The sequence below is a fragment of the Variovorax sp. J22P240 genome (genome assembly GCF_030316855.1).
Lineage (GTDB): Bacteria > Pseudomonadota > Gammaproteobacteria > Burkholderiales > Burkholderiaceae_C > Variovorax.
Genome location: NZ_JASZYR010000001.1, coordinates 1,154,046 through 1,169,361 on the forward strand (window position 1 = coordinate 1,154,046; position 15,316 = coordinate 1,169,361).

The 15,316-nt window shown below is 62.1% G+C and carries 17 protein-coding genes and 1 tRNA gene; 5 read left to right on the forward strand and 13 right to left on the reverse strand.

Annotated features, from left to right (window positions below):
• The first annotated feature begins 91 nt into the window (after positions 1-91).
• Positions 92-1,750, forward strand: coding sequence for a sulfatase-like hydrolase/transferase (locus tag QTI24_RS05535; protein WP_286598858.1), 1,659 nt, complete (start codon positions 92-94; stop codon positions 1,748-1,750).
• A gap of 24 nt (positions 1,751-1,774) precedes the next feature.
• Here the strand turns inward: QTI24_RS05535 and QTI24_RS05540 are convergent, their stop codons facing one another.
• From QTI24_RS05540 to QTI24_RS05555, 4 genes are all read right to left on the reverse strand, one after another.
• Positions 1,775-2,425: an aquaporin gene (locus QTI24_RS05540; protein ID WP_286598859.1), complete on the reverse strand. Its 651-nt coding sequence runs from the start codon at positions 2,423-2,425 to the stop codon at positions 1,775-1,777.
• Entirely contained in the window at positions 2,422-2,928 is a 507-nt protein-coding gene (locus QTI24_RS05545; RefSeq protein ID WP_286598860.1) for an arsenate reductase ArsC, read from the reverse strand. Before QTI24_RS05545 ends, QTI24_RS05540 begins: the two co-directional genes overlap by 4 nt.
• 71 nt (positions 2,929-2,999) lie before the next feature.
• Positions 3,000-3,323, reverse strand: a complete 324-nt coding sequence (locus QTI24_RS05550) for an ArsR/SmtB family transcription factor (protein ID WP_286598861.1) — start codon at positions 3,321-3,323, stop codon at positions 3,000-3,002.
• Between the two features lie 255 nt (positions 3,324-3,578).
• Positions 3,579-4,793, reverse strand: a complete 1,215-nt coding sequence (locus QTI24_RS05555) for a lanthionine synthetase C family protein (RefSeq protein ID WP_286598862.1) — start codon at positions 4,791-4,793, stop codon at positions 3,579-3,581.
• A 619-nt stretch (positions 4,794-5,412) separates the two neighbouring features.
• Here QTI24_RS05555 and QTI24_RS05560 point away from each other — a divergent pair.
• On the forward strand, positions 5,413-5,670 hold the full coding sequence (locus tag QTI24_RS05560; RefSeq protein ID WP_286598864.1) for a hypothetical protein: 258 nt from the start codon (positions 5,413-5,415) through the stop codon (positions 5,668-5,670).
• 276 nt (positions 5,671-5,946) lie between these two features.
• Here QTI24_RS05560 and QTI24_RS05565 read toward each other — a convergent pair whose 3' ends face one another.
• Entirely contained in the window at positions 5,947-6,537 is a 591-nt protein-coding gene (locus QTI24_RS05565) for a hypothetical protein (RefSeq protein WP_286599308.1), read from the reverse strand.
• A 71-nt stretch (positions 6,538-6,608) separates the two neighbouring features.
• Between QTI24_RS05565 and QTI24_RS05570 the strand changes: the two genes are divergently transcribed.
• Positions 6,609-7,004 (forward strand): TfoX/Sxy family protein, encoded by a 396-nt coding sequence (locus tag QTI24_RS05570; RefSeq protein ID WP_286598865.1) that lies wholly within the window; start codon positions 6,609-6,611, stop codon positions 7,002-7,004.
• 137 nt (positions 7,005-7,141) lie between these two features.
• Here QTI24_RS05570 and QTI24_RS05575 read toward each other — a convergent pair whose 3' ends face one another.
• Entirely contained in the window at positions 7,142-8,788 is a 1,647-nt protein-coding gene (locus tag QTI24_RS05575; RefSeq protein ID WP_286598867.1) for a D-alanyl-D-alanine carboxypeptidase family protein, read from the reverse strand.
• A 112-nt stretch (positions 8,789-8,900) separates the two neighbouring features.
• On the reverse strand, positions 8,901-9,074 hold the full coding sequence (locus QTI24_RS05580; protein WP_286598869.1) for a hypothetical protein: 174 nt from the start codon (positions 9,072-9,074) through the stop codon (positions 8,901-8,903).
• Here QTI24_RS05580 and QTI24_RS05585 point away from each other — a divergent pair.
• Positions 9,065-9,307 (forward strand): ABC transporter substrate binding protein, encoded by a 243-nt coding sequence (locus QTI24_RS05585; RefSeq protein WP_286598871.1) that lies wholly within the window; start codon positions 9,065-9,067, stop codon positions 9,305-9,307. The two genes, QTI24_RS05580 and QTI24_RS05585, sit on opposite strands and share 10 nt — an antisense overlap.
• Before the next feature lie 66 nt (positions 9,308-9,373).
• On the opposite strand, the gene QTI24_RS05590 is transcribed toward QTI24_RS05585, so the two are convergent.
• The 6 genes from QTI24_RS05590 to tolB form a co-directional block, all read right to left on the reverse strand.
• A complete protein-coding gene (locus QTI24_RS05590; protein WP_286598872.1) occupies positions 9,374-9,688 on the reverse strand; it encodes a DUF2061 domain-containing protein in 315 nt (104 codons plus the stop codon).
• A gap of 116 nt (positions 9,689-9,804) precedes the next feature.
• Positions 9,805-9,880, reverse strand: a tRNA-Lys gene (locus QTI24_RS05595).
• 56 nt (positions 9,881-9,936) lie between these two features.
• Complete coding sequence (locus tag QTI24_RS05600) at positions 9,937-10,752, reverse strand: tRNA threonylcarbamoyladenosine dehydratase (RefSeq protein ID WP_286598873.1); 816 nt, start codon at positions 10,750-10,752, stop codon at positions 9,937-9,939.
• A 13-nt stretch (positions 10,753-10,765) separates the two neighbouring features.
• Positions 10,766-11,515, reverse strand: coding sequence for a tol-pal system protein YbgF (gene ybgF / locus QTI24_RS05605; RefSeq protein WP_286598874.1), 750 nt, complete (start codon positions 11,513-11,515; stop codon positions 10,766-10,768).
• Between the two features lie 2 nt (positions 11,516-11,517).
• Complete coding sequence (gene pal, locus QTI24_RS05610) at positions 11,518-12,030, reverse strand: peptidoglycan-associated lipoprotein Pal (RefSeq protein ID WP_286598876.1); 513 nt, start codon at positions 12,028-12,030, stop codon at positions 11,518-11,520.
• Positions 12,031-12,050: 20 nt separating this feature from the next.
• The gene (gene tolB, locus QTI24_RS05615) at positions 12,051-13,367 is read right to left on the reverse strand and encodes a Tol-Pal system beta propeller repeat protein TolB (RefSeq protein WP_503011205.1); all 1,317 of its coding nucleotides are present in this window, start codon (positions 13,365-13,367) and stop codon (positions 12,051-12,053) included.
• A 146-nt stretch (positions 13,368-13,513) separates the two neighbouring features.
• Between tolB and msbA the strand changes: the two genes are divergently transcribed.
• Positions 13,514-15,298, forward strand: coding sequence for a lipid A export permease/ATP-binding protein MsbA (msbA, locus tag QTI24_RS05620; RefSeq protein ID WP_286598878.1), 1,785 nt, complete (start codon positions 13,514-13,516; stop codon positions 15,296-15,298).
• Positions 15,299-15,316: the final 18 nt, after the last annotated feature.

Here is a 15,316-nt window from a genome sequence, read left to right on the forward strand (position 1 = left end):
GGCCAGCCCCTGCCGACGGCAATGTCTTCTACCGCGAGCGATCAGGTCGCCAGGCATCTTGGCCAGAATGCCGTTATCCGCGTAGAAGGTCATGGAGCAACATAGCGATCCCCGGGAGGCGCATGCAGCATCTGCGTCAACGGCAAACAGACAGCACGGCGTCGTCAGTCTGATCGACTATGTGTGGGGCGCGATCCTGCTGATCCCGGCCCTGACGATCTTTTCATCCACGCACGTCCGTGATCTTGGAGCCGCCTACCTCCTTGCCGCAACCGCAGTGTTCTTTGGCTTACTTCGGGCGATCCTAGGGCTTCGAGTATTCCTGGTCCTCACATACGTCCCGGCGCTGTTCGGCGTTCTAGCCGTGGGGGCTGACCTGCTACGCGATGTCAACCTCCTCGAGGCGGCCTTGATTCGGCCGGACCCACACGAAGCGTGGCCAGTAATTCAGCCTCATGCCCACTGGATAGCCCTGACCGCGGTCCTGCTCGCCATGCCGATCTGGGTGTTGTTTCGCACTCCGTCAGCCCGGACGGGGCGCGGGAAGTGGCCTTCGGCCACCCTTGCGGCAATCACTTTCGCCGCAGTCACATGTGGCGCCGTCTTTCATGACACCGTGCTGCGCGCGTGGCCGCTGAATGTGATTTCCGTGGCCGCGGCTTCTGCGATCGGCCGTGACGACTTCATCTCGACGGCGTTGCCCTATGCGCCCACCAACCCTCGTTCGGCGTCCGCGAGTTGGGGCGCCTCGCAGTTGCCAGGACTTCACCCGCAGACTGAGACATACATCCTCATCATCGGGGAATCAGTGCGTGCCGACCGGCTCGGCGCATGCGGAGGCCAAAAGCAGGTCGGCATCAGCCATCAAGACGCGATCATCTATTGCGATGTGACGTCCGGATCCAGCAGCACGCATACGTCGGTCCCTCTGCTCATCTCGCGCGAAATGCCTGGCGGTGCATTTCGGGTCAGCAAGGACGCAACGTTCATGAAGGCTTTCGAGGAAGCTGGATTTCACACCTATTGGATTGCCGTCCAGGAAAGAGGCATTGCATGGCCTGACGCCAACACCGACATGTTCGTAACGATAAAGAGGACCGATCGAGAAAGCCTTCTGCCATCGCTCAGATTGGCGTTCGCGCAGAACGCGCCCAAGAAATTGATCGTGGTGCATACCTACGGCGCACACTTTTCGTACTGCGATCGCTATGAGCCTGCAACAGCTGCTTTTCAGGCCGACTGCTCGAAACTTTCTGAACTCCCAGATGATTCCACCCTGCCGGATTTCATCCGCGCCTACGACAACGCTGTGGCCGAATCCCTCCGATTCGTCGATGCTGTGATCTCGGAGGCAGCGCAGGCGGGCGGCTCGTCCTTCGTGATGTACACGGCTGACCATGGCGAGAACCTGCTTGACGACGGACGAAAGCTTTTTCAGCACGCGCTGAAAGATCCGACCCGCTGGGATACGACAGTCCCGGCCGTAATGTGGGCGAGCGATGAATGGCGCGCCAGCAACTCCGCGCGTTGGGAACGGCTCCGTGCCAACCATGAAGCCAAGGCGATGCATGCCGACCTTGTGCCCACCTTGCTCGGTTCAGCGGCCATCAGGTATGTCGACGAGCGGCGAGTGGCTATCGATCTCGGAGCGATGTCACCAGCTGCCGATAGAACCCGGTGGGTAATGCGACGTCTCGGTGAGAAGATAAATGGCGACCAACTGCGCCAAGCGCAGCCCGGGCGGCAATAGGCGCGGGGGCCGAAAATGACGAACCTAGGCCGAAGCCGGGGGCAACAATCGATAGACGGAAAAACCGACTGCGGCGCCGATCAATTCGGCCACCACGAAGCCCGTTGCACTGGCAGGGGCGATCCCGGCAAAGCTGTCGCTGAACATGCGCCCGAACACCGCCGCCGGATTGGCGAAGGAGGTGCTGGACGTGAACCAGTAGGCCGCGCCGATGTAGCAGGCCACCAACTGCGCGACCTTGCCTGCCGGCGCACGGAGGATCACCAGCACCAGGCCCGATGTCGCCACCAGTTCAGCCAGCCATTGCCCCCAGCCGCTACGCACCTTGGCACTCCACTGGAGCACACTCAGGTCGAACATGGCGTTGGCCAGCCAGGCGCCCAACAGCGCGCCTGTCAACTGAGCTGCCAGATAGACGCCCAGGCTCGCCACGGGCAGTTCGCGGCGCAGCGTCATGATGGCGCTGACGGCCGGGTTGAAGTGCGCACCACTGACCGGGCCAAGCACCTCGATCAAAACGTAGAGCGCGAACACCGTGACCAGCGTGTTGGCGAGCAGCGCAATGGCCACGTTGCCCCCTGCAAGGCGCTCGGCCATGATGCCCGAGCCCACGACTGCGCACAGCAAACCGGCCGTGCCCAGCAGCTCGGCCAGCGCCTTGCGCCAGAGCGTCATGACTTCCCGGCCAGCTCTCGCGCCTGCGTCTGGAGCATCAACTTGTCCACACTGGCCAGTGGCAGGTTCACGAGCAACTCCAGGCGGCGCCGGATGGCATGCAGCGTCAAGCGAAAGGCGTCCAGCTTCTGCTCCGGCGAGCCCTCGACCTCCGAAGGGTCCGCATAGCCCCAGTGCGCAGTCGCCGGTTGCCCCGGCCAGTACGGGCACACCTCGCCCGCAGCGTTGTCGCACACGGTGATGACAAGGTCCATGTGCGGGGCGTCAAGCTTTCCGAACTCATCCCAACTCTTGCTGTGCAGTCCCTCGGTCGAGATGCCGGCCTTGTGCAGAATGTCCAGCGCCATCGGATTGGGCTGCTGGTTCTCACGGGGGCTGCTGCCGGCCGAAAAGGCTTTGAAGCGCCCATCAGCCAAGTGATTCAGGGTCGCCTCGGCCAGGATGCTCCGCGCCGAATTGTGGGTGCAGAGAAACAGCACGTTGATCGGTTGGGTTTCGCTCATGTCGCGTCTCAGGTTGCCGGCAGGTCTTGCACCTTCAGGTGCACATGTAATCGTTTCATCGATAGCTTCCTTCAGCACGAACAGGTGGTTGCCGCGTCCACGGCGCATGCCTCGCCCTGGCAGCAGTTCTCGGCGAGATAGCCCAGCAACGCATTCATTCGGTCGAACGAGGCCCGATAGATGAGCTTGCGGCCTTGGCGCTCCTGGCTTACCAGGCCTGCGTTCATCAGCTCTTTAAGATGGAAAGACAGCGTTGCGGGCGGGATGCCGGATCCCTCAGCCATCACGCCGGGTGTCATGCCTTGGTGGCCGGCGATCACCAGAGCACGGAATACCCTCAGGCGAGCGCCTTGAGCCAATGCAGCAAGCGATCGAACAGCATCATTTTCTTCCATATTTCCATCATACTGGAAATATAGAGGTGATCAAGAGCGAGCCGGTTTCGACAGATTTACAAGGGCGAGAGGCCAGGGGATCTGCCCATCCAGCAGCCCATGAAAATCGATCTGGTCATCAATCGAATGACCGCGGATGCGTCGGGGCTAGCGATTCCGCACGAGCTCCGGGTGCAGGCAGCGTCTCTACATGCCCCCAGCGAGCCACTGACATGGGCTTCTCATGAAAGTCTGACTGCCCAAGGTGTTCGGGCACTAGCTCTCAAAGAAGACGTCAAGCGTCGGAAATCGGTCCGTACCTTCGATGCAGTCCAAGAGATACACCGCAAAACCCAGGTCCCCCGTCCACAACGAATAGCGCAATTGGCCAAACTGGGCGAGGTCGCGTTCAGTCTGGTGGATACCGTGCATGGCGAAAGCCCGAGCCCGTTCCAGCCACATGCTTCCGCCAAAACGCCGATACAGCTTCAAGAATGCGTAGCCGTTGCCCCCGGTGCCATGGCACAAGTTAGACCCCTTGCGCAGTGGACCCGCGCTCCAAGTGGTCTCCCCGCCAGCCACAAGCAGGTCATCGAGGCTATCCGACGGGAAGTCCGCGAGACAAATCACGAATCCCGGTGCACCGTGGCAAAACTGGACAAGACCGGGCGACTCGCTGAGGGGTGAGCCGTCGAGTCTCGCGCGCCAGTTTGCTCTACCCCGGTCGCACTCGACCGTCTGGCGTACGGTGTTGGCGATGCACTCCTGCCATTCGGACCAAGCCGCAGGAGTGAGGAGATGTCGTCCATTGATAAGAACGGCAGCCGTTGCCACGAACCCGTGAATCGCATCCAAGAATGTGTAGGTCTTGCCATACAAGTCCTGCGTCCAGTAGTGACAGCCATGTTCTACTGACCAGTGAAGCTGCGACCAAAGCTGCTGGGCCGTCGTACGGTAGAGCTCCGACCAGACGGCATCGCCCGTCTGCTGATGCAGGAACAGGGAGGCCAAGAGTGTGCCTGGCGCACCCCACATCAGTTCTCGCGCGGGATGGTCGCGCGTCGCCTCCACAAGTTTGATGAGTTCGGAGCATGTCTCGCTAGAAGGTGCATGCCACTGCTGTAGCAGCTGAATGCCCGTGTCTCCCATGAGGTAGCTGCCAAATGGCTTCCCGGCCTCGTGGCCCATTTGCTTTCGATTGGGCTCGAGGAGCGATTTCACGTAGGGGGCGTAGTCTCTCTTCAGGCGGCAGGCGCCCCGAACCTCCAAATAGCGAAGGGCCCACAACACGCCGCATGCACCCCAGTAAAGCATGTAAGAAGGCGCGCACTCTGAACTGTCGTTGGGGTGGGTCGGCCAGAGCAGTTCTGGGGAGAACCGAGCGTCCGCGTCGTCAACAATTTGCTCAATCTTCCTACGAGCAATTGCTTCGTCCCAGGCGTCGGGGACAAGCGGTTCGTGACGGTCCGAGTTGAAAAGCATTGCGGCCATGAACACAGTCTACAAAGGAGCCAGACCAGAGTGAAGTCGTACGCCTGCCCACGAGCAGCACGCTTTCGGCTTGCGAAGCGCGTGCGCACTGACCACGCTGCGGTCAACAATCTCGTGCCGCAAGAGCCCTCACAGCCTCCCGAAGTTGAACGCCCGCTTCGGGGAAATCCGTACAGCCGCAATGGGGCCTTTGCGGAAGTGGCGGCCTTGGGAAAACGGATGTTCGAAGCGACTTGGCGGCTTCGTTCCCTATACGGAAGTTGCGGCTTCAAGACACCTGCCACCAACAACCCGAGCTGCGTCTCGAACGTCATCTCGATTCCCGCCCCGCCGGCTACGGCGGCCTGATGCCAGCGCTAACGCGAAGGCCCGTTCGCGCAGGTTTGCGAGCGAGCAGCTTCCGGTGGCTGCGCGAAACTGGCAATAAGGTCGAATTACAGGCGCGAACACTCGCAGCCACGACCGGCTAGAGTCGGGCCACAACCGGACCTCTCTTGATGAACTCCTTGACGACATTCGACATGTCGAATCTCCTGGAGCCCTGCACCGGAGGGAGTCGGCTAGCGCCTTTCTCGCATTGACCAAGGCATGCAACCGTCATTGGAGCGAGAATTGCGAAATGGCTACTGCAAGGTCCTTCGAGACCACCGACTACAAGCTCTTCCCCTCGCCACGTAACGTGCACCGGGTAGTGTTCGAACACCAAGTGTTCGTGCCGCAGCCATACGCGCTTATCGACCTCCCGAGTTATGGCCTGAGGGGCCGCTACAGCCTATTCGCCGCCTGCCGACTCTCTGACGGCAAGATGGGCCAACTCGTGACCCTGGAACAGGCGGATGACGTTGCGAAGTTCAAGGCGAAGTTCGTTCCGGATTAGCCCTCCCGAAGACGGTCAGCGCCGACCTGCCCCGCGAACTGCGGCCTCTTTGCCAACGTTGGCGCAAGACCTGAACAAGTCGGTATCCATTTGGATCGCCCGGAGCGACGTTCCTGGCGCCGCTATCTCTTCAATGTCGTTGCCAGGCACCCGGCCGCGAGTTCGCCGAAGGTTCGAGTTCAGTCTGACCCGACATTGGCTGCGCGACCTTCTTCGCATCGTGATGCGTTCCTCCAGTGGCCGCCACACCGGCTGGTAGACACCGCCTGCCGGCGCCTAGTCGACGTGTCGCTGCGAGCCAAGGAACAAGGGCAAGTTCATCGGACAGAAGACCCCCGTCAGGCCGGCTGATACTGCCGCCGCGCGCAGCCGCTTTTGGATCGAGTCCCAGCATTCGGCATGACCCACGTACTGAATGGCAACGTCGTAGTGCTGGCTCCAGAAGAACGGGCTGATGTCAAAAGGTTGGCGCCGCCCAAGCATGTTCAGCGCGGCAACCTGGCTCTGTCGCTGCGCGACGGAGTGGACCAACCTCGTTGACGAACATGGCCTTCTCATGCAGGACCGGGCGCAAGTCGTGCTTTTGGAGCAGTTTGTGGAGCGAGGCGTCCCAAGGTGCTGATAGAAGTTCATCGGAAAGTCGGGGACCAACTGCCCATTGACGAGGTCATCCCCTTTCTCCAAAGCCAGGTCGGTCGCAGCAACATCCGAATCGCGAATCGTGAGTTCACGGCCGGTCGCGATGCAGAGCGGATGTGACAGACTCTCGGTCCATCTCAAGTCGGCACAAGGATTTTCATGAGAATTCGTCGATTCGGTGTCGGTGATGAACCTGCGCTGCTCCGCGTTCGTTTCACGGCCATCCATGGGATTGCCTCCCGTGATTTCACACCTGAACAAAGTGAGGGTTGGGGTCCCGAGGACCTCGATAGTGAGCTGTGGGCACGTTGAGGCTGGCCGAGGAACTTCCCGAAGTGTTCGAGCGCTTCGGCCGCGTGTCGGCCCGCCCCATGTTCGGAGGCCACGGCATCTTCCACGAGGGGCGCATGTTCGGCCTAGTGAGCGGCGAGCGCCTGTACCTCAAGACCGACGAGGAGAGCCGGGCTCAGTTCGAGGCGAAAGGGCTCGCACCCTTCGAGTACATGCGCTCGGGCAAGCTGACACCGACCTCGTACGTAGAAGCGCCGCCCGAAATCTACGAAGACCGCGAAGAAGCGGCACGCTGGGCCTGCCTGGCCTGGGAGGCCGTCCTGCGGAAGGCCGGCGCGGCCGCGCGGCGGAAGCCGGCTGCCAGGAAGATGGCGGCGAAGAAGGCCGCTACGAAGAAGCGCTGACCCGCTCTACCTGCTGCTCAGTTGCTCAGGGCAAAACTGGCCATCTCCGGTCAGTTACCGCGCCAGCATGCATCTAAGGCCGCCGGGTTTGAACAGCACCTGCAACCAGGGTGCAATGGCCTTGCGCCATGCGTGCTTCACTTGCCAAACAACTTGGCCACGCGTTGCCACGTGCGCAGCATGAAGCCTGCGCGTTCCACATCGGCCTGCGCGATCAGCGGCGCTTCTCCCACCGGCTTGCCGTTTGAACTCGCGACCACCTTCCCGATCACCGCACCCTTTGCCACCGGTGCCTCCAGGTCAGGCTTGACCTGCACCGAAGTCTGCACTTGCTGGCCGCGCGGCACGGTCACCGTCCATGGCGATCCCAGAGCCGCAGCAACAGTATCAGCCTTGCCAAAGTTGACCTTGGCCGTCGTGACGACCGTGTTCGGCTGAATGGGAGTGGCCTTCTCGAAGTTGCCGAAGCCCCACCCGAGCAACGTACGCGTCTGGTCGGCACGGGCCTGCGCGCTGTTGGTGTTGAGGATCACCGTGATCAGGCGCATCCCGTTGCGTTTGGACGAAGTGACGAGACAGTAGCCGGCCTCCTGGGTGTGGCCGGTCTTCAATCCGTCAACCGTTGGATCGGTATAGAGCAGGGCATTGCGATTTCCCTGCTTGATGCCGTTGTACTTGAATTCGCGCTCGGCGTAGATCGGGTAGTAGTCGGAACTGTCGCGGATGATCGCACGCGCCAGGATCGCGAGGTCCCGCGCAGACGCCTTGTGCTCCGGGTCGGGCAGGCCCGTCGCGTTCACAAAATTCGTGTGCGTCATCCCGAGGCGCTTGGCTTCGGCATTCATGAGCTTGGCGAAGCCCTCTTCGGAGCCGGCCATATGCTCGGCGATTGCCTTGGACGCGTCGTTGCCCGACTGGATGATGATGCCGCGCAGGATGTCGACCACCGTGGCCTGGCTGTTCAGCGGCAGGTACATGCATGACTCAGTGCTCGAGCCGCGGCACCAGGCAGTCTGACTGACCGAAACAAGGTCGTCCTTCTTGAGCTTGCCCGAGCGAAGTGCCTGTTCGACCAGGAAACTGGTCATCATCTTGGTCAGTGAGGCCGGCGGCAGCGGTTCGTCGGGGTTGGCCGAGGCGAGCACCTCGCCAGAGTCGAAGTCCATCAGCAACCATGCCTTGGCGGCGATCGCCGGGGTCCCGCCGGCAACAGCGGTCTGTCCAGCTAACGGCGTGGGGGCAGGCGCGTCGGGCGTGGGCTTCTTTTGGGTTGCATGCTTGGTGGCGTGGGAGGCCGCAAAGGACACCGAATTGGGAACCAGAGCGCCCGCGGCAATTGCGAAGACGACCGGAAGGATGGAGAAAGTGTTGAGTTGCATGGGCTTCAAGAGGCAGAACGGAAATTGTGGCGGATCAAGCGCCGATCTTGATCGTGCATAGAAGATCGAAAATCGCAACGCAAGTTCAGCCAACCAAGTTCCAAAAGTAATGCACAGATAGGATCGGGCCTTTGCCCCGAGGGGCACAGGCCCACGAAATCTGTACCTTCGCTTGCGCAATCGCGAAGGAGGATGATAGAAAAGACTGGGGCTGCGGCGGGAGGCCGCACACAGGCCACTCGGGTCGCCAACGCCTCGCCCCATTGACCCATCGAGCCGATAGCCAGCACCATCGGCGTGGTCGCTCTGGGCGAGAACGCCACGCTTCGCAACTTCGGAACGCTCGCGACGAACGGGTTCAACGCGCTGAGCTTTGTCGCCGTCGGAGCCAACAACGTCCTGCACAACGAGTTCGGGGGACGATCACCATCTCGGGCGACCTCGCCGCCGGCATGCTGGCCTCTAACAGCAAAGGCAACAGCCTGATCAATGCAGGGCGCATCACGCTGAACACTCTTCAGGGCGGCGGCCTGTTCGTGCAGGCCAGCAATCGATCGGTCGTGACGAACACCGCTACCGGCGTGATCGAGTTGAACTTGGACCAGGCCTTCGGGATGTCCGCCACCAACGGCACCGGACACGCGCCCCGCAACGACGGCACCATCGAGGCGGCTGCCGTCGATGTTCGCATTCCGCGAGGTGCCAGACGCCGGCGGTCTCATGTCGTACGGGCGGAAAATCTCCGGTATGTGGCGTCAATCAGCCAAGCAAATTGCGCGCATTCTGCGGGGCGAAAAGGCTGGAGATCTTCCGATAGAGCAGCCGACACTTTTCAAGTTGGTGATCAATCGCAAGTCGGCGAACGATCTCGGGGTCATCATCCCGCATTCCTTGCTCCGGCGGGCCGACGCTGTGGTGGACTGAGCGGCCCACGTGGAGCTTGCCGGGAATGTCCTCAATGGCGGGCGAAGACGACCGCGAGGGTGCCGATCACGCGGTAAGCGGAGCGAGCCCAGCCTCCTGCCGCTCCTTGCGCGTCGCCCAGAAGAGCTCGTGGAAGTAAAACGCCACGGTGTTCATGCATGGCTCGATGAGCGCCACCGCACCTGACACGAGCCAGTCACCGATCAACAGATACGTCACTGCGAAGGTAGGCCGCAATGGCGCGAGCCCGGACTGCAACTTTTCGCCAACTACTGGGCTGGCTGTGCCTCCGGAAACTTCCATTTCCCGTTGAGAATTTCTGCCCTGGGCCGATACAGTGTGCTTCTCAAAAAAGCCCTTGGCGTTGTAGGCGCTGCGCAAAGGCGACTACCGGTTCAGACTTCGGGCCATCAGGCGAAAAAGTGGATACGGAGCCGGAAAATAAAAAGCCCGCTACTGTTTTTGTAGCAGGCTTTCTAGTGCTGGCGCGTGGTTTCTGGTAGGACGTACTGGATTCGAACCAGTGACCAACGGATTAAAAGTCCGCTGCTCTACCAACTGAGCTAACGTCCCAATACCAATTTCTTTGACCTGATCTTCACCGGCATTGAATCCGGCAAAGCCTGAGATTATAGCGTGGCTTCTCGGGCAATCCTGTCGAGAATCCAGCCTGCAGCACATTGTCCGAAGGTGGCGGTCACGCTCACCACGGATCCGTAGCCGTGGCAGTTGAGCGAGCCATCGCCCTCCACTGCGCATGAAGCGTCGGGTGGCGCGACGCTTTCGCGGCTGAAGACGCAGTTCACGCCGATCTTGCGGCCCTCGCGCGGAGCGCCATGCTCCTTGCGCAGACGCTGGCGAAGCTGTGCAAGCAAGGGATCGTGGGTGACCAGTGCGAGGTCATCGATGTCGACCTTGTGCGCCAGGCGCTTGCCGCCCGCCGCCCCCACCGTGATGAAGCCGGCACCTGCCTCGCGTGCCCATGCAGCCATGGCCACCTTGGCGCGCACCTGGTCGCAAGCATCGATGACCGCAGTAGCCGGGCCGTTCGCTGCTTGTGCCGTGGCAAGCAGCTGGTGCCAATTGCCCGGCTCCACGAACTCGTCGAGCGCAAGCACCTTGCAGGCGGGATTGATCTGCGCGATCCGGTCGCGCATCGCCTCGACCTTGGCTTGACCCACGGTGGCATCCAGCGCATGGATCTGCCGGTTGATGTTGGATTCAGCGATGTGATCGAGATCGACCAGTGTCAGTCGCCCCACTCCGCTTCGCGCCAGCGCTTCGACGGCCCACGAGCCGACGCCGCCGATGCCAGCGACCAGCACGTGCGCATCGCGAATGGCCGCCGCCCCTGCCACGCCGTAGAGACGCTCAAGCCCGCCGAAGCGGCGGGCCAGATCGGCGTCGTCCGTCTTGGCGACGGGAGAAACAACAGTGCTCGACAAGATCCAGCCGACGTTAGCGAAGGCGCGAGAGGCGCTCGCGCCCTGCCTGTGCAGCTTCCGACTGCGGATAGGCCTTGGTCAGATCTTCCAGCGTGCGGCGCGCCGCACGCGTGTCCTTCAGTTCGATCTGGCAGTTGGCGATGGACAACACGGCTTCAGGCGCCTTCGCGTGATCAGGTGCCAGCGACAGCATGGACCTGAAGTTGGCGATAGCCTCGTTGTAGTTGCGTGTCGCGTACTGCGCATTGCCGAGCCAGAACAGCGCGGACGCGTTGTAGCCGCTTTGCGGATAACGTTTGACGAACTCGGCAAACGCCGTCTGCGCCTGCGCGAACTGGCCAGCCCTGAAGATGCCCAATGCCGCATCGAAGTCGGCCTTCTCGCGCGGATCGGCCGTGAACTCGCGACCATCGACGGCCACCTTCGAGGGCTCGTTCTTCTTGAGCTTGTCGTCGACTTCCGTCTGGCGCTGCTGCATTTCAGTCAGCGTTCGCGTGAGTTGTTCGTTCTGTCCGGTCATGCGCGCCAATTCGCCGCGCATCTGCTCGATCTGGTTTTGTAGATCGAGCAGGCTGCGGCGCAATTGGGCGTTTTCGTCGTTCTGCCGTTGCTCACTCTGCAAGCGCATGGCTTCGACGCGCTGCCGCAGGTCGAGGATGGCGCGACGCGCCTCATCGTCCTCGAACAGCGCAGCCTGCGCACCGAGAGAGGCGCACATCAAAGCGGCTGCGAGGGCAGCCCCTCGCAATGAAACACCGCGCATGATCAACGGTAGGTGATTTCAGCGCGACGGTTTTGCGCCCAGGCATCCTCACCCGAGCCTTGGGCCGCCGGCTTTTCCTTGCCGAAGCTCACAGCTTCGATCTGGCTGTCGGAAACACCCAGGAGCACCAGCGAGCGACGCACGGCTTCGGAACGTTTCTGGCCCAGCGCCAGGTTGTATTCGCGACCACCGCGTTCGTCGGTGTGCCCTTCGATGGAGATGCGACGATTCGGGTTCGCCTTGAGGAAGCGCGCATGGCCGTCAATGAGTTGCTGGAACTCAGGCTTGACGGTGTAGCTGTCGAAGTCGAAGTAGATGATTCGTGCAACGCCGACCGGGCCCTGCGCGGTCTGCGCATTCGGGTCGATGCTGACCGGTGCGACGCCACTGGCCGCCCCACCCGAGCCCTGCCCTGCATTGCGGTCGACCACCGGCGTGTCGTTGAGCTTCGTGCCCGACGAGCAACCCGCAATCAGCGCCACGATGGCCAACGAATAAATCGTACGTTTCAACATTTTCGAACTCCTCAAGTTAATCATTGCTTTTGAAACGGACCCCAGTCCGGTTCGCGGATGTCTCCGGCCTGTCCCGCCAGGCGAGCTTTTATTTTTCCGTCCAGCGTCGTGGTCATCAGCGCTTCGCGGCCTTGCAGCCGTGTGGCGTAGACGACGAGCTTGCTGTTCGGCGCGAAACTGGGACGCTCATCGGCGGTCGTGTCGGTGATTGCCTGCACGTTGCCCGTCGCCAATTCCATCACGTGGAGTTTGAACCCGCCCCCCACGCGCGAGATGTAGGCCAACCACCGGCCATCGCCGCTGATTGCCGGAGAAATGTTGTAGGTGCCGCTGAAAGTCACCCGAGTCGGGTTGCCGCCGCTGGCGCCCATCTTGTAGATCTGCGGAGCACCGCCGCGATCACTCACAAAGTAGATCGAGCTGCCGTCCGCCGAATACACCTGATCGGTGTCGATGCTGGGGCTTTGCGTGAGGCGTCTCGGTTCGCCGCCGCTCGACGGGATGGTGTAGATCTGCGAGACGCCGTCGCGGCTCAAGGTGACGGCGAGCGTGCTGCCATCGGGCGACCACGCCGGCGCGCTATTGTTGCCCTTGAAGTTGGCGACGAGGCGCCGCTGACCGCTGGCCACGTTGTGCACGTACACCACCGGCTTGCGAGATTCGAAGGATACGTAAGCGAGTTGAGTACCGTTGGGCGACCAGCGCGGGGAAATGATCGGCTCCGGGCTGGCCAGCGCGGCTTGGGCGTTCTCGCCGTCTGCGTCGGCCACCCACAGCGTGTGGCGGCTACCGCCCTTGGTGATATAGGCGATGCGTGTCGAGAAGATGCCCTTCTCGCCGGTCAGCTTTTCATAGACATAGTCCGCGATCCGGTGCGACGCAAGGCGTAGGTCTCCCTGCGGCACGGTATAGCTCTGGCCACCGAGGTCCTGACCGCGCACCACATCCCAGAGACGGAAGCGCACGTCGTAGCGGCCATCGGCGAGTTTGTTGACGCTGCCCACGACCAACGAGTCAGCCGTGCGCTGACGCCACAGGCTCAGGTCGGGACGGGAACTTTCATCCAGGGACTGCCCGGAGGCATCGACGCCGCGGAACTGCCCGCTGCGCTCGAGGTCGGCCTGGACGATCGCGGAAATCTTCTGCGGCGAACCGTCCTCCCCCTTGAACGGGGCGAGCGCGATCGGCAACTGCGTCACGCCAACACCCGACACCTCGACCCGAAACTGGGCGAATGAAGGCAGTACTGGGGAGGCGGCAAGGGCCGCAATCAAGGCGCGGCGAGCGAAGAACGATGAAGAAGGGGCTGGGGGAAAGTCTTGCAACGGCTTTTTCATGCAGTTCGGAGAGGGTTCCGAGGATTTAGTTTCTTGTCTCGGACGGAAAGGTCTCACATGGTACACATTGCAATGGTCACGGCGTCACAAAACGTGTATGAATTCGCCCCGGTCCTACACAAGACGCGCCCGTAGAATGCGCCGCCATGCAGCCCTCCCCCGTCGCCGAAGTAGCGCGCCCCCCGTTGACGCGACGACTCGCGCGCCTGATGACCTGGTTTGGTGGCTCGCGCCGCTGGTGGGGTCTCGGATTCTTTACCGCTCTCATTGCCGCCCTGACCGAGCCGTTGATGCCTGCGCTCGTGAAACCGCTGCTGGATCGCGGGTTCACGCGCGGGCAACTCGCGCTGTGGATCGTGCCCGTGGCGATGATCCTGCTCTTCGCAGTGCGCGGGCTCGCACAGTTCATTTCGCAATATGCACTCGCGCGAATAGCCAACGAGGGCATGCAGCGGCTTCGGCGCATGCTGTTCCAGAAGCTCCTTGCAGCCGAACTTGCCCTGTTCTCGCGGCAGTCGGCCAGCACGCTGTCGAACACGGTTGTGTATGAAGTACAGACCGGCGGCATGCTGCTGGTTCAAGCTCTGCTGGGCCTTTCGCGCGACGGCTTGACGCTGATTGCGCTGCTGTTCTATCTGCTCTATCTGAACTGGAAGCTCACGCTGATCGTCGGCGTGCTTGTGCCCGGCGTCGGCTGGATCATGAAGGTGCTGTCCAAGCGGCTCTATCACTTGACCCGGCTCGGCCAGATCGCCACAGACGAACTCGCTTACGTCGTCGAGGAGAACGTCCTGGCGCACCGGGTGGTCAGGCTGCACAACGCCGAGGCAAGCCAGACCGACCGCTTCGAGCGCCTGAGCCACAGTCTCAACCGATTGGCGGTCAAGTCGACCATCGCGTCGGCTGCAATGACACCGCTCACGCAGCTGCTTGCCGCCGTCGCGCTGTCGGTGGTGGTCGTGATTGCGCTCTGGCAGAGCAACGAGCAGGGGCTGACTGTCGGTGGCTTCGTCGCCTACATCGCGGCGATGCTGATGTTGATCGCGCCGATCCGCAGGCTCGCCGACATGGCGAACCCGATCACGCGCGGACTTGCGGCACTCGAGCGCGGGCTCGAACTGGTCGACAGCGTCGGCGCCGAACCCCAGGGCCGCTACGAGGCGCAACGCGCCGAGGGTCGCATCGAGTTGCGCAAGGTGCGCGTCAACTACCGCGGCGAGGACGAGGCGCGCGCGCTCGACGACGTCGATCTGACGATCGATCCCGGCGAGACCGTCGCCTTCGTCGGCCCGTCCGGATCGGGCAAGACCACGCTGGTCAACCTGCTGCCGCGTTTCGTGCTGCCGAGTGCAGGCCAGGTGCTGCTCGATGGCCACGACATCGGCCAATGGCAACTCAAGAGCCTGCGTGCGCAGTTCGCGATGGTGAGCCAGGACGTCGTGATGCTCAACGACACCCTGGCGGCCAACGTTGCGCTCGGCGCAGAGATCGATCGAGACCGCGTCGACGAATGCGTCGCGGCCGCCAACCTGACGGTGCATGTCGACAGCCTGCCGAACGGCATCGATACAGTGCTCGGCCACAACGCGACCCAGCTCTCGGGCGGCCAGCGCCAGCGCCTCGCGATCGCGCGGGCCCTTTACAAGAACGCGCCGATCCTGCTGCTGGATGAGGCGACTTCGGCGCTCGATACCGAATCCGAACGACTCGTGCAGGAGGCCCTGCAGCGCCTGATGCAAGGCCGCACGACCTTGATCGTCGCCCATCGCCTGTCGACGATTCAGCACGCGGATCGCATCGTCGTCATGGACCACGGCCGCATTGCCGAGCAAGGCAGCCATGCCCAGTTGATGGCGTTGGACGGCCTCTATGCCCGACTTCAAAACCTCGCAGTACGAGGCGCACAACCCGGTCAGGACCCAACGCTGTAGGCAGAGCGCCGGCTGGTG